Here is a 13,085-nt window from a genome sequence, read left to right as displayed (position 1 = left end):
GTGCCGCCGCGAGCGGCGGGGCCCTCGCCGCCGCCGGTGCGGGCGGTCTCGTCGCGCTCGTCACCTCGGCGCCGCTCGCCGCGGCGGCCGTCACGGTCGGCGTGCTCGCCGTCGCGGGCCTGGGCGTCGCGGGCGCGCTCGGCGTGTTCTCGCCCGAGCCGCCGCCCGCAGCGGGGTCCTCCCCGACCGGGTCCACCTCTCCTGATCCGTCGTCGGACGGCGGGACCTCGACCACGCCGTCGGACACCGGCACGGACCCGACGTCGCCGTCGAACATCCCGACGGAGCCGGTCGACGAGAGCGCGCCTCCCGCCACGGACACGGGGACGACGGCGACCGGCGAGCCCGCGCCCGTCGGGTCCACGCCCGAGGCGCCGACGACCGGCGGGACGACCGACCCCGGGACCAGCACGGACGTGCCGGCCGACCCCGGGTCGGGGACCTCGACGGACACCCCGGCCGCCCCGACGCCCGACCCGACGCCCGACCCCACGCCCGCTCCGGCGCCCCCCGCGCTCGACCTGTCGCTCGCGCCGGTCACGCTCGCCGCGCGCGAGCCGGCCGACCTGCTCATGACGGCGGCGAACACGGGAGGACGTTCCGCGGAGGAGGTCGTCGTCGACCTGACACTGCCGGCGGGCGTCTCGGCGCCGAGCTCGACGCTCGTCGCGCGCGGCACCGCCGTCGCGGGCCCGCTCGCCGCGGCCGCGCTCCCGTGCGGCAGCGCGACCGGGCAGCCGGACGGCACGAGCCTCGTCACGTGCTCGGTCGGCGTCCTGTCTCCCGGCGCGTCGCAGGACCTCCTGGTGCAGGTCGTCGCGCAGTCGGGCGGCGAGTACGCGTTCGCCGCCGACCTGCGCGCGAAGGGCGTCGAGCCGGTCCGGCGCACGTTCGCACCGACGCCCGTGCGCCACTACGGCCCGGAGATCCGGGTATCGACGACGGCCCCGTCGTTCGACAACCCCGGCGACGGGGTGCTGCGCGTGACCGTCCGCAACAGCGGCGACCAGCCCGCGGTCGAGCCGAGCGTCACCGCCGTGCTCCCCGCGGGGCTGCGCCTCCTCGACGACACGGCCGGCACGTGGTCCTGCACGGCGGACGACCGGACCGTGACGTGCGCGTCGCCGCCGGGCACCACGCTCGCGCCCCAGGCGGCGGTGGAGGTCCCGCTCGCGCTGCTCGCGGACAGCGAGGGGCCGCTGGACGCGACCGTCAGCCTGCGCGGCACCGCCGACGGCGCGCACCCGGGCAGCACGGGCGTCCCGGTCGACGTCGACGAGCCCTGGGCCGACGCCGAGGCGGGCCTTCTCGGCGACGACGGGCAGCGGCTGGGCGTCGTCCCGCGGTGCACCGCGCGCGACGGCCAGGACGTCGCGTCGCTCGTCGCGAGCTACACGAACACCACCCCGTACGACGACCTCGACGTGACGCTCGAGGCGGCCGGGTCGAGCGCCACGACGACGGTCCCCGCCGGGGACCGGGCGACGGTCCGGGTCGACGACGGCGTGCGCTTCCCGGCCGGCAGCGCGACGCTCGTGCTCACGACGACGTTCGGCGACGGCGAGTTCGCGCAGAGCTTCGAGCACCGGCTCGACGCGGGCACGTTCGACGCGCTCGACTGCTGGACCCCGCCGTCGTGGCTCACGGCCGCGGACGTGCGCGTCGCCGCGGAGAACGACCGGGGGACCGTCCGGTACACGGCGACGGTCACGAACGGCACGGGCGCGGGCGTCGACGTCCGCCTCCTCGCGCCGACCGGCGGCACGTGGTCCGGCGTCGCGGACTCCGCCGCGATCGCGCCTCTCGCCGACGGCCGCACGGGCGACCTCGTGCTCGCGACCGGGCTGCGCGAGACGACGCGCGCGAACGCGGTGCTGCGCCAGTACCGCTGGCACGTGGACGCCGACGGCGACGGCAAGGGCTACCAGTCGCTCCTGCCCGTGCTGCTCGACGAGCACCGGATCGCCCCGGCCGTCCCCGAGCCCACCGTCGGGCGGTGCACGTTCGACCCGCGCACCGACACGTCCAGCGCGCCGGTGACGCTGCGCCTCGACAACTCCGCGTCGACGCTCCCCGTGACGTTCTCCGTGCCGGGCGTGACCGAGCCGGTCGAGGTCCGGGGCGGCGTGGCCCGGTCCGTCACCGCCGTCGTGGGCGGGCAGGCCACGACGTTCCCCGTCCTCGCCGACGGCGCGCCGCTCGCGTCGCCGACGGTGCCGGGCGCCGACTGCTTCACGTGGGACGTGGACGCCACCGCGGAGGCGGGCTGGCTCGCCGACGAGCGCTCGGTCGCCGTGACCGGCACGTTCCGCAACGGCCACGCGGCGACGCGCCTCGCCGTCGTCATGGACGCCGGCGCGTGGGGGGCCACCGAGCCCGTCGAGGTCGGGCCGGGCGAGGAGGTCTCGCTCACCGTCGGGACGGGCTCGCGCGACGTCGACGCGGGCGAGGTCACCTTCCGGGTCGCGCGGGTCGGCGGTGCCGGGTCGCACGTCGTCACGGCCGCGTACGACGCGGTGCGGCACGCCCCGACGGTCGGCGCGCCGAGCGTCGGGCAGTGCGTGCTCGACCCGCGGACCGAGGTCTCCTCGGCGTCCGTCACGCTGCGCTACGACAACGCCCGGTCCACCGTGCCCGTCGTGTTCTCCGTCGACGGCCGCGACGACCTGACACGGACGGTCGCGGGCGGTGCCGTCGTGACGGTCGCCGTGCCGGGCGGCGTGGGTGCTCAGCCGCTGACGCTCGCGGTCCGGGCCGACGGCACGCCGCTCGCGAGCCACGTCGTCCCCGGCGTCGACTGCTTCGCCTGGGACCGGGTGGCGGGCACGGCGAGCGCGAGGGCCGCGTGGGTCGTGCCGTCGGGCGCCGGTGTCGGGACGTCGGTCGTGACCGGCACCTTCCACAACCCGTACGCCGCGACGACGCTGCGCGTCGGGATGTCGACCCCGCACGGCGACGCCGCGCCCGTCGAGGTCGCGCCCGGCGCCGACGTGACGCTCTCCGTGGACGCCCGCGCGCTGACCGTCCCCGCCGGCACGGCGACGTTCACGGTCGAGCGCGCGACGCCCGCCGGGCCCGGGTCGCGGACCGTCGAGGCCGCGTACGGCGCCGTGGCGTACGCCCCGCAGTGGGCTCGCACCGCGTCCGTCGAGGCGCGATGGCAGGACGGGTCGGTCAAGCTCGTCGGCACCGTCACCAACGACTCGCCCGAGACGGTCGACGTCGTCATGACGGCCGGCGCCCACGGCGACTCCGGCCCCGCGCGCCCCGTCGCGCCGGGCGCGACGGAGACGTTCACGGTCGACACGCGCGCGCTCGACGTCAAGCACGGCGCCGTCACGTTCGCCCAGTCGCGCACCGTGCTCGGCACGACCTTCACCGACGCGGGCCTCACCGCGAAGCACCAGGGCGCGACGTACCAGCCCGACTGGTCCGTCACCCCGACCGTCACCGCGCAGTGCGCGCCGGACGGCGTGGTGCTCAGCGTGGGCGTGCGCAACGACGCGTCCGAGGCCACGCACGTCGTCGTGCGCACCCCGTTCGGCGAGCGCGACCTCGGCGACCTCGCGCCGGGCGCGAGCGCGAGCGCGGACGTCCCCGCGGGGGCGCTCGCGGTCAAGACCGGCAAGGTCGAACTCGTGCTCTCGCGCACGGTGCTCGGGGTCGTGCACACGCACACCGTGACGGAGCGGTACGCCGCGCTCGACTGCGCGGTGACGAAGCCCGCGGCGAGCCTCGTGCTCGGCGACCCGTACTACGACGCGCAGCGCGGGCACTCGTACCGCGCCGTGTCGGTGCTGCTCGACAACTCCGGCTCGAACGTCCCGGTGACGTTCCGCGTCACGGGTCACGCCAAGGGCGAGTGGACGCTCGCGGCCGGCGAGCGCCGCACCGAGACGCTCGGCGAGGCGCCGGGGTCCGGCGCGACGTACGTCGTGCACGCCGGCTCGTGGTCGCAGCAGCTCAAGGTCGAGAGCTTCTCCGCGGCGCCCGCGTGCTTCGACGAGTGGGAGCGCAGCACCTGGTACGACCGCGGCGACCAGGTCTCCTACCGCGGCTGGAACTACACCGCGCGCAGCGGCACCGTGCTGGTGCGCCCGGACGACCCCGTGCTGGGCTGGGTGTTCTGGGACCGCGGGTCGGCCTGCGGCGAAGGCTGAGCGGCCCCGGCCGGTCTACGGCAGGACGTCGGCGAGCGCCTCGTCGACGGGGCGGTCGCCCGCGACGAGGTCGAGCACCAGACCGGCCGACCGCGGCTCGTGGAGGACCGCCGCGAGCACGAGCGCGACGTCGTCGCGCGTCACGTCCGCCCGCTCGCCGACCGCCGCGCCCGGCTTGCGCCGCTTGCCGCGCGGCTTGTCGCCGTCGCCCACGGGGGCGAGGGCGACGAGGCCGACGCCGGGGTCGTCGGTGAGCCGACCGGGCCGCACGATCGTCCACTGCAGCCCGTCCCGCGCGCGCAGGTCGTCCTCCGCGGCGGCCTTCGCCCGCAGGTAGGACCAGAAGACGTCGTCGACGCCCTCGGGCCGCTCGTCGGCGCGCGCCGCCTCGACGCCGCGGGACGAGACGAGCACGTAGCGGCCGACGCCCGCGCGCTCGGCGGCGTCGGCGAGCAGGGCCGCGCCCGCGCGGTCGACACTGTCCTTGCGGGGCGCGCCGCTGCCCGGTCCGGCGCCCGCGGCGAACACGACGGCGTCCGCCCCCTCGAGCTCGAAGGACACCGCGACCGCGTCGTCCTTCTCGAGGTCGATCAGCGCGACCTGCGCGCCGAGCTCGGTGACGTCGGTGATCTGCGCGGCGGACCGCACGAAGGCGACGACGTCGTCACCCCGTTCCACCAGGGTCCGGGCCAGGCGACGGCCGACCTGGCCGTGACCTCCCGCGATGACTGTGCGCATGGGGCGAACGTATCGCCGCCCGCCCGTGCGCGCCTGGCGAGCAGCGGCCGCGCCCGCAGGGAGGCGCGGGTCGGGGGTGCGCTGCCGGGCGCGGGGTCCCCCCACGTACCCCCACGTGACCGCGGCCCGGCAGCGCGAGTCCTCAGGCGGCGTCCCCCGTGCCGCCGAGGACGACGGGGGTCTGCGGGTCGAACCGGTAACCGAGCCCGCGGACCGTGGTGATGACGTGCTCCAGCCCGAGCTTCTCGCGCAGGCGTCGCACGTGGACGTCGATGGTGCGGCTGCCCGCGGCGACCTCGTGGTCGGCCCACACCGTCTCGAGCAGCTCGGCGCGCGTCACGACGCGGTGCGCCGTGCGCGCGAGGTACGACAGCAGCTCGAGCTCGCGGAACGTCAGGTGCGCGGTCCGGTTCTCGACCGTGACCGTGCGACCTGCGGGGTCGATGACGACGCGCGGCACGGGGGAGAGGGTCGCGAGCCGCTCGCGGAACGCGGCGATGTCCTGGACCGGCGACGCGGTCGCGGTCGTCGGCTCGGCGAGGGCGAGCGCGGTGTAGGTCTCCGCGCTGGGCAGCCAGTCGCGCGCGAGCTCGCCGAGGGCCTCGGCGAGCTCGACGAGCTGCGCCTGGGGCTGCTCGCCCTCCGCCGCGTCGACGCCGACGTAGAGGACGAACCCGGGGGTGCGGCGCGGCGCGACGGGCTCCGCCGTCGTGCGGGCGGGCACCGCGGCACGGGGTGTCGCCGGGCGCTGCGGGGCGGCGGGTCGCTGCGGGGTGGTGGCGCGCTGCGGCGCGGCGGTGCGGGGTGCGGCGGCGCGGGCGGGCGCGGTGCGGCGGGCAGGGCGGGTGGCGGTGAGCGTCATGGGTGGCTCCGGGTGCGTCGGGCCGACGGCAGCGCCGGAGGACCGGCGGGTCGGCAGGGGTCGAGGTCTGAACCGAGGTGCGGGAGAGGGTTCAGGCCTGACAACAGACGCACATGACCGCGCCCAGGAGCGCGCCGGACGGCGCGCTGGCGGGACGGGTCGAGGTGCTCACGGGAGCGAGCATGGCAGCGCGCGACGTGGCGCGCCAAGAGGTGCGACGGAACTTCTCAGCATGCGGACCGTTCGGGTCTCGCGTTCCGGTCGGCGAGGTGCGGCGGCGCGGGGGCCGCGCCGGGTGCGTTCGGAGCGTCGGCGCAGGTGGGACGGGTCAGACGACGCCGTACAGGCGGTCCCCGGCGTCGCCGAGCCCGGGCACGATGTACGCCTTCTCGTTGAGGCGCTCGTCCACCGCCGCGACCACGAGCTGGACGTCGACGCGGTCGCCCACGGCGTTCTCCAGCACCTGGATGCCCTCGGGCGCCGCGAGCAGGCACACCGCCGTGACGTCGCGCGCGCCGCGCGCGAACACGTAGTCGATCGCCGCGACGAGCGTGCCGCCCGTCGCCAGCATCGGGTCGAGCAGGAACACGTGCCGGCCCGTGAGGTCGTCGGGGAGCCGGTTCGCGTACGTGACGGCCTCGAGCGTCTCCTCGTCGCGCTGCATCCCGAGGAACCCGACCTCCGCCGTCGGCAGCAGGCGCGTCATGCCCTCGAGCATGCCGAGACCCGCGCGCAGGATCGGCACGACGAGCGGCCGCGGCTCCGCGAGGCGCACGCCGATCGTCGTCGTCACGGGCGTCTCGATCTCGTGGGGCTCGACGCGCACGTCGCGCGTGGCCTCATAGGCGAGCAGCGTCACGAGCTCGTCGACGAGGAGCCGGAACGTGGCGGACGCCGTCTCCTTGTTCCGCAGGACGGTGAGCTTGTGGGCCACGAGCGGGTGGTCGGCGACGTGCAGGCGCATGGCGACAACGGTATCCGACCGCACGGGCTCCCGTACCGCCCGGTAACCGTGGCCGGGCCGCGAGTTGTCGCCGTCCCGGCGCTCTATAGCCTGGTGGGGCCGTCCGCCGCGCATCAGCGCGGCGCCGGACCGGCCACGTGCCGGTACGCCCGTTCCTCGCCCCCGGAGGTCCCGTGCCCGACGACGACGCCCACCCCGGCGACCCCGCGCACCCGGGTGCGGGGCCGACGTCGGGCACCGCGCCGACCCCGGACGCGCCTGCCTCGCACGCGCCGGCCTCAGGCGCATCCGACGCCGGTGTTCCGGGACCGGGCATCGAGCTGGAGCCCCGTGACGCCCCGACGCCGGACGCTCCCGGGCCGCGCGGGCTCGACCTGCCCTGGGCGGAGGGGACGTTCCCGCCGGGCACGGTGGCGGGCCGCCGGCACGTGTGGGACGCCCTCATGGGGCTCGCGCTGCACGAGGCGACCCACGCGCTCGCGAGCGACGACGTGCCCGTGGGGGCGCTCGTCGTCGGGCCGGACGGGCGGCTGCTGGGCGTCGGGCGCAACCGGCGCGAGGAGACCGGCGACCCGACCGCGCACGCCGAGGTCCTCGCGCTGCGTCAGGCGGCCGCGACGGTCGGGGAGTGGCGGCTGGAGGGCTGCACGCTCGTCGTCACCCTCGAACCGTGCGTCATGTGCGCGGGGGCGCTCGTGCTCGCGCGCGTGCAACGGCTCGTCCTCGGCGCGTGGGACCCGAAGGCCGGTGCGACCGGGTCGGTGTGGGACCTCGTGCGCGACCAGCGCGCCAACCACGCGGTCGAGGTCGTCGGCGGCGTCCGCGAGGACGAGTGCGGCCGTCTCCTGCGCGACTTCTTTGCCGCGCAACGCTGAGCGGTCACGCGACCGAGGTGGCCTGCGCGGTGGGGAGGGACGACGACGCCGGGTCTACCATCCGGCGCCTCGTTCCTCGGCGCCTCCCGCCAGGCCCGCCACGACCCGGCGCCGTCCTTCCACCCCACCGCTCGTCGGTGGCCGGCTCAGCGCGTGAGCGCCTCCGCGAGAGCGGTGAGGGTCTCGGTGGTGCCGGCCTCGACCTTGAGCGTGGCGAGCGGGTCGCCGCGCGTCCAGCCGCGGTTGACGATGACGACCGGCTTCTCCTGCTTCGCCGCGTGCCGCACGAACCGCAGGCCGCTCATGACCGTGAGCGACGACCCCGCGACGAGCAGCGCGTCGCCGTCGTCGACCATCGCGTACGCGCGCTCGACCCGCTCGCGCGGCACGTTCTCGCCGAAGTACACGATCTCCGGCTTGAGCACCCCGCCGCAGAACTCGCACGGCGCGGGCCGGAAGTGCGACGTCTGCTCGATCACGGCGTCCGCGTCCGGCGCGATCTCGACGTCCTCGACGTCGCCGATGCTCTCGACGAAGCCCGGGTTGAGCGCGGTGAGCCGCTCCGCGAGGTGCTCGCGCGAGATGACGCGCCCGCACTGCAGGCAGATGACGCGGTCGTAGCGGCCGTGCAGGTCGATGACGTTCCGGCTGCCCGCGTCCTCGTGCAGCAGGTCCACGTTCTGCGTGATGAGCCCCACGAGCACGCCCGCGTCCTCCAGCCGCGCGAGCGCGCGGTGGCCCGCGTTCGGGTGCGTGCGGTGCACGTGCTGCCAGCCGACGTGGTTGCGCGCCCAGTAGTGGCGGCGGAACGCCTCGTCCTGCACGAACTGCTGGTACGTCATCGGGTTGCGCGGCGGAGAGTCCGGGCCGCGGTAGTCCGGGATGCCCGAGTCCGTCGAGACGCCCGCGCCCGTGAGCGCCGTGACCCGCAGGCCGCGGAGCAGCTCCACCGCGTCGTCGACCGTTCCCGTGCGGGGCGCCGGCTCCGAGCCCGTCGGCGGCTGGCTCGGGCGCCACGCGAGCCGCGAGGTCAGGGTGGGGACGGCCGACGGCAGGTCGGCCGACGACGTCGCGACGTGGGCGGGGGAGGAGGTCGGGGGGAGGGACTCGCTGGGCACGTCTCCCACGGTACGACGCGGCGCGCGGCGTCACGCGGGGTCACGTCAGGGTCACCTGCGCCCGCCGCGAACATGCGGCTACCTCCCGTCCCGGCGACCGGACGGGCCACAACCACATGCTCGGCGGGGTCGGTGGGTCGGTGGTCGGGTGGGCGCGGGTGACCGGGGTCACGGCCGGGCGTTGCCAGGCGCTGTTAGGCTCGCCTAAGTCATCGACGAGAGGTTCTCATGCCGACCACCACCGCGCCCGCACCGCGGCGCGCCCGCCCGCAGACGGTCCTCGAGGTCGTCGAGACGACGCGGCTCTCCCCGCACCTCGTGCGGGTCGTGGCAGGAGGCGACGGCTTCGCCGCGTTCACCACGAACGAGCACACCGACAAGTACGTCAAGATCTACTTCGCCAAGCCCGAGCTCGGCCTCGAACCGCCCTACGACGTCGCGGCCCTGCGCGAGACCCTCGCCCCCGACGACGTGCCCGTCACCCGCACGTACACCGTGCGGTGGGTCGACGTGGCGGCGCAGCGGCTCGCGATCGACTTCGTCGTGCACGGCGACGAGGGACTGGCCGGGCCGTGGGCCGCGCGCGCGACGCCCGGCGACCGCCTCGTCCTCTCCGGCCCCGGCGGCGGGTACGCGCCCGATCCCGCCGCCGACTGGCACCTGCTCGCCGGCGACGACTCGGCCCTGCCCGCGATCGCCGCCGCGCTCGAGGCCATGCCGCGCGACGCCGTCGGGCACGCCGTGATCGAGGTCGGCACCGAGGCGGACCGCCTCCCGCTCGAAGCGCCCGACGGCGTCCAGGTCACCTGGGCGCTGCGCGGCGACGCACCCGCCGGGACGACGACCCTCCTGCCCGACGCCGTCGCCGACCTCCCGTGGCGCGACGGCCGCGTGCACGTCTTCGCCCACGGCGAGCGCGAGGCCATGAAGGCCCTGCGCCGCGTGTTCGCCGAGCGCGGCGTCCCCCGCGCCGACCTGTCGCTCTCCGGCTACTGGGCCTACGGCCGCGCAGAAGACCGCTTCCAGGCGGAGAAGCGCGAGCCCGTCGGCAAGATCTTCGAGGACTGAGGAGTCCCATGCACCGCACCACCACGTTCCGCCGGGCGCTCGCGGCCGCGTCCGCGCTCGCCGTCCTCGCGCTCGCCGCGTGCTCGTCCGGCGGCGAGGACGACGCGCCGACGGGCGGCACGAGCAGCGACGGGGCGTTCCCCGTGACCGTCGCCACCGCGTTCGGCGACGTCGAGATCGCCGAGCAGCCGACGCGCGTCGTCGCCCTCGGGTGGGGCGACGCCGAGACCGCCCTCGCGCTCGGCGTCCAGCCCGTCGGGGCGAGCGACTGGCTCGCGTTCGGCGGCGACGGCGTCGGCCCCTGGCTCGACGGCGCCTACGACGAGTCGCCCGAGATCATCGGCACGCTCGAACCCTCGTACGAGCAGATCGCCGTGCTCGACCCCGACGTCATCCTCGACGTGAAGTCGTCCGGCGACCCCGAGCGGTACGAGCGGCTCACCGAGATCGCGCCCACCGTCGCGATCCCCGAGGGCGGCGAGGCCTACCTCACGCCCATGGAGGACCAGGTGACGATGATCGCCGCCGCGCTCGGGCGCAGCGAAGAAGGTGAGCAGCTGCTCGCCGAGGTCGACGACGCGTTCGCCGCCGCGCGCGACGAGCACCCCGACTTCGCGGGCAAGACCGCCGTCATCGGGTCGTACTGGGCCGAAGGCTTCGGCGCGTACGTGTCGTCGTCCAGCCGCGGCGAGTTCATGCAGGCCCTCGGGTTCGAGACCAAGCCCGAGATCGACGAGGCCGCCGGCGACGCGTTCTCCGTCACCCTCGGCACCGAGAACGTCGACCTGCTCGACGCCGACCTCACCGTCATCCAGCCCATCGGGTTCACCGCCGCCGACGTCGAGGCGCAACCCATCTTCCGGACCGTGCCGTCCGTCGCCGACGGCCGCTACGTCGTGCTCGACGACGCCGACCTCTCCAACGCGTTCTCGCTCGGCACGCCCACCGCCGTGATCTACGCGATCGACAACGTCGTGCCCCTGTTCGCGGACGCGCTCGGCGGGTCGTGACGGTGCGCTTCCGACGGCCGATCGGCCGGTCTGACCGGCCGATTCGGTGTCCGGGGGTGTGACCAGGTATCCTTCCTGGGCCGGGTATCCCGGCGAGGTAGCGTGTCCGAGCGGCCTAAGGAGCACGCCTCGAAAGCGTGTGTGGGTGAAAGTCCACCGTGGGTTCAAATCCCACCGCTACCGCCACACGAAGGGCCCCACCCGCATAATCCTGCGGCTGTGGGGCCCTTCGTCATGTGGAGGTCACCGGAAACTCACCTGTTTGGTGCTCGGTGGTCGTCGACCCCGCCGCATGACTTTCCCTGCTGGCTCAAGGCGCGGCTTCGCCGCGCGTCCCGTCCTCGTTGGCGAGGGCCCCGCGCTTCGCTCGCTGCGCTCGCTCCGCACCCCACCCCCGAGACCGGTCCGGGCATGCGAGGTGGCCCCAAAATCGAACCCGGGACCGCCTCATCGCGACTGAACAGTCTCCCCCGGCGTCCCTGGGCCGCGCGAGCCAAGGTCCATTCGCCTGAGGATCACTCGCGTCCACCTCCGTGGCCAGCGGACGTGTGCGCATGAGAACGCCAGCACGGTCCACCCGGCGAGCAGGAGCATCCAGTGCGGCTGGAAGATCGGTAGGTCGACGCCGTCTACGCTGACCGCGTCCGGACTGCCAGCAAGGAAGGAACTTGCGATGAGCCCGGCGCCAACGAGAGCCCCGAGAAGCGTGTACTCGCCGTTGTCGCTCCACCAGGTACGCAGCCGTGGGACCAGGCGCAGAGGAAGGCCGAGGACGAGAACAACTCCAGTCGTCAGGACCGCCAACGCTGCACTCCAGAAGAGCCACCCGAGAACAGCAAGGAGTCCGTCGTACGGGCCCGCGATCACGCAGGTGATGAGACCGACCGTGACCATGGTTGCGAGGGTCAGGAGGGACTGGAAGCCGACGAGAGCTACAGCTGAGAGGGCTGTGCGAGCTCGCGTCCAGTTGACCGGCGCCGGTTTGACAGGTTCTTGGGCCGGCAACCGATGAATCTCCGCCACTCCTGGTCGGTCCACGGCGGCGAGCCTATCGGTCACCTGTACCCACGCGGGCGCAGTCGAATCCCCGGTACAGCGAGAACTCGGGGTTTGCGTCCCGGCCCCGCACCGAACGTCGAGCATCCGGTCGGCTAGGGCCCGCGTCAAGGGCGCCTGCGGCGTCGCTGCGCGATGGCCTGCGGCCACCCCTGACCCGGACCTTCGCCGACCTCCTGTGCTCCGCCATCGGTCCGGCGCCTCCTGGTGTCCCCACCGCGGTGCGCTGCCCGAGCCCATCGGTATGCCTCCGTCTTGCCTGACGTGCGGGTGCTCCTGTGCGCAACCCCGTACGAGGAACGTCCGGGCGACGGTGCAGGTCAGGGGCCAGTTCTGGCAGCCTCGACCGAGGGCATGGAGGCCGACCATCCACACCCTCCGCCACCGCCACCCGAAGGACCCCACAGCCGCAGTACCCTGCGGCTGTGGGGCCCTTCGTCGTGCCCGGGCCGGAAGCGCTGCGTACCGTGACGCGAGCGAGCGATGACTTCCCGACCTCGTCGCGGTCTGCCGCGCATACCGCCAAATCCCGGAGGGTGCGATGAAGCTGTTGCTCACGTCAGGGGGAGTCAGGAACCCGACCATCGAGGGGGCGCTGGTCGGGCTGCTGGGCCGGCCGATCGGTGAGTGCTCGGCGCTGTGCATCCCCACGGCGCTGTACGGGCACCCGTGGGTGGGGCCGGGGAAGAACGCCCGGGACTTCATCACCGGAGAGTCGGACCACATGGCGGGTCTGGGCTGGGGGTCGGTCGGGGTGCTGGAGCTGACGGCGCTGCCGAGCATCCCCGAGGACCGCTGGTTGCCCCTCGTCCGCGAGACGGAGGTGCTGCTGGCCGCGGGTGGTGACGCCCTCTACCTCGCGTACTGGATGCGCCGCTCCGGTCTGGCCGACCTCGTCCCGACGCTCACCGGGACGGTCTACGTCGGGATGAGCGGCGGGAACATGGCGTTGACGCCGCGGGTCGGGCAGGAGTTCGTCGGGTGGGTTCCGCCCGACGGCGAGGAGGTCGCGCTCCTCGGGCTCGTCGACTTCTCGCTGTTCCCGCACCTCGACCACCCCGACCTCCCCGACAACACCTCGGCGGCGGCGGAGCGGTGGGCGGCGTCCCTGGGCGGGCCCGTCTACGCGATCGACGACGAGACGACCCTCGTGGTCGACGGCGGCGTCGAGGTCGTCTCGGAGGGGAGCTGGCGCCGGCTGGCGTGACCCCGCCGGCGGCCCGTTCGCGCGGGC

General features: G+C 75.0%; 9 protein-coding genes, 1 tRNA gene and 1 pseudogene. 6 read left to right on the top strand and 5 right to left on the bottom strand.

Features of this window, described 5'->3' with window-relative positions; genetic code table 11:
* Positions 1 to 4,160 (top strand): annotated as a pseudogene (locus GYH36_RS11345) (hypothetical protein); the annotation flags it as partial.
* Between the two features lie 15 nt (positions 4,161 to 4,175).
* On the opposite strand, the gene GYH36_RS11340 reads toward GYH36_RS11345, so the two are convergent.
* From GYH36_RS11340 to upp, 3 genes are all read right to left on the bottom strand, one after another.
* Positions 4,176 to 4,898 carry an SDR family oxidoreductase gene (locus GYH36_RS11340; protein ID WP_162289890.1) on the bottom strand — a complete coding sequence of 241 codons (723 nt, stop codon included), beginning with the start codon at positions 4,896 to 4,898 and terminating at the stop codon, positions 4,176 to 4,178.
* 142 nt (positions 4,899 to 5,040) lie between these two features.
* On the bottom strand, positions 5,041 to 5,760 hold the full coding sequence (locus GYH36_RS20065; RefSeq protein ID WP_162289889.1) for a winged helix-turn-helix domain-containing protein: 720 nt from the start codon (positions 5,758 to 5,760) through the stop codon (positions 5,041 to 5,043).
* Positions 5,761 to 6,088: 328 nt separating this feature from the next.
* A complete protein-coding gene (gene upp, locus GYH36_RS11330; RefSeq protein ID WP_024841493.1) occupies positions 6,089 to 6,724 on the bottom strand; it encodes a uracil phosphoribosyltransferase in 636 nt (211 codons plus the stop codon).
* A gap of 443 nt (positions 6,725 to 7,167) precedes the next feature.
* Between upp and GYH36_RS11325 the strand changes: the two genes are divergently transcribed.
* Positions 7,168 to 7,599, top strand: a complete 432-nt coding sequence (locus GYH36_RS11325; RefSeq protein ID WP_024841492.1) for a nucleoside deaminase — start codon at positions 7,168 to 7,170, stop codon at positions 7,597 to 7,599.
* Positions 7,600 to 7,745: 146 nt separating this feature from the next.
* Here GYH36_RS11325 and GYH36_RS11320 read toward each other — a convergent pair whose 3' ends face one another.
* On the bottom strand, positions 7,746 to 8,549 hold the full coding sequence (locus GYH36_RS11320; RefSeq protein ID WP_162289893.1) for an NAD-dependent protein deacetylase: 804 nt from the start codon (positions 8,547 to 8,549) through the stop codon (positions 7,746 to 7,748).
* Between the two features lie 396 nt (positions 8,550 to 8,945).
* On the opposite strand from GYH36_RS11320, the gene GYH36_RS11315 reads away from it, so the two are divergent.
* The 3 genes from GYH36_RS11315 (at position 8,946) to GYH36_RS11305 (ending at position 10,981) form a co-directional block, all read left to right on the top strand.
* A complete protein-coding gene (locus GYH36_RS11315; protein WP_162289888.1) occupies positions 8,946 to 9,785 on the top strand; it encodes a siderophore-interacting protein in 840 nt (279 codons plus the stop codon).
* An 8-nt stretch (positions 9,786 to 9,793) separates the two neighbouring features.
* Entirely contained in the window at positions 9,794 to 10,795 is a 1,002-nt protein-coding gene (locus GYH36_RS11310; protein ID WP_162289887.1) for an iron-siderophore ABC transporter substrate-binding protein, read from the top strand.
* Positions 10,796 to 10,891: 96 nt separating this feature from the next.
* A tRNA-Ser gene (locus GYH36_RS11305) sits at positions 10,892 to 10,981 on the top strand.
* A 261-nt stretch (positions 10,982 to 11,242) separates the two neighbouring features.
* Here the strand turns inward: GYH36_RS11305 and GYH36_RS11300 are convergent.
* A complete protein-coding gene (locus GYH36_RS11300; RefSeq protein WP_162289886.1) occupies positions 11,243 to 11,689 on the bottom strand; it encodes a hypothetical protein in 447 nt (148 codons plus the stop codon).
* A 703-nt stretch (positions 11,690 to 12,392) separates the two neighbouring features.
* On the opposite strand from GYH36_RS11300, the gene GYH36_RS11295 reads away from it, so the two are divergent.
* Positions 12,393 to 13,058 carry a Type 1 glutamine amidotransferase-like domain-containing protein gene (locus GYH36_RS11295; protein WP_162289885.1) on the top strand — a complete coding sequence of 222 codons (666 nt, stop codon included), beginning with the start codon at positions 12,393 to 12,395 and terminating at the stop codon, positions 13,056 to 13,058.
* Positions 13,059 to 13,085 lie beyond the last annotated feature (27 nt).

The sequence above is a fragment of the Cellulosimicrobium composti genome, assembly GCF_010287905.1.
GTDB lineage: Bacteria > Actinomycetota > Actinomycetes > Actinomycetales > Cellulomonadaceae > Cellulosimicrobium > Cellulosimicrobium composti.
This window is presented reverse-complemented; position numbering and strand designations above follow the sequence as displayed.

Excerpts from the sequence above, each read along its gene's own strand:
- GYH36_RS11340 (WP_162289890.1), bottom strand. The coding sequence starts at position 4,898 with ATGCGCACAGTCATCGCGGGAGGTCACGGCCAGGTCGGCCGTCGCCTG.
- GYH36_RS20065 (WP_162289889.1), bottom strand. The coding sequence starts at position 5,760 with ATGACGCTCACCGCCACCCGCCCTGCCCGCCGCACCGCGCCCGCCCGC.
- upp (WP_024841493.1), bottom strand. The coding sequence starts at position 6,724 with ATGCGCCTGCACGTCGCCGACCACCCGCTCGTGGCCCACAAGCTCACC.
- GYH36_RS11325 (WP_024841492.1), top strand. The coding sequence starts at position 7,168 with ATGGGGCTCGCGCTGCACGAGGCGACCCACGCGCTCGCGAGCGACGAC.
- GYH36_RS11315 (WP_162289888.1), top strand. The coding sequence starts at position 8,946 with ATGCCGACCACCACCGCGCCCGCACCGCGGCGCGCCCGCCCGCAGACG.
- GYH36_RS11310 (WP_162289887.1), top strand. The coding sequence starts at position 9,794 with ATGCACCGCACCACCACGTTCCGCCGGGCGCTCGCGGCCGCGTCCGCG.
- GYH36_RS11300 (WP_162289886.1), bottom strand. The coding sequence starts at position 11,689 with ATGGTCACGGTCGGTCTCATCACCTGCGTGATCGCGGGCCCGTACGAC.
- GYH36_RS11295 (WP_162289885.1), top strand. The coding sequence starts at position 12,393 with ATGAAGCTGTTGCTCACGTCAGGGGGAGTCAGGAACCCGACCATCGAG.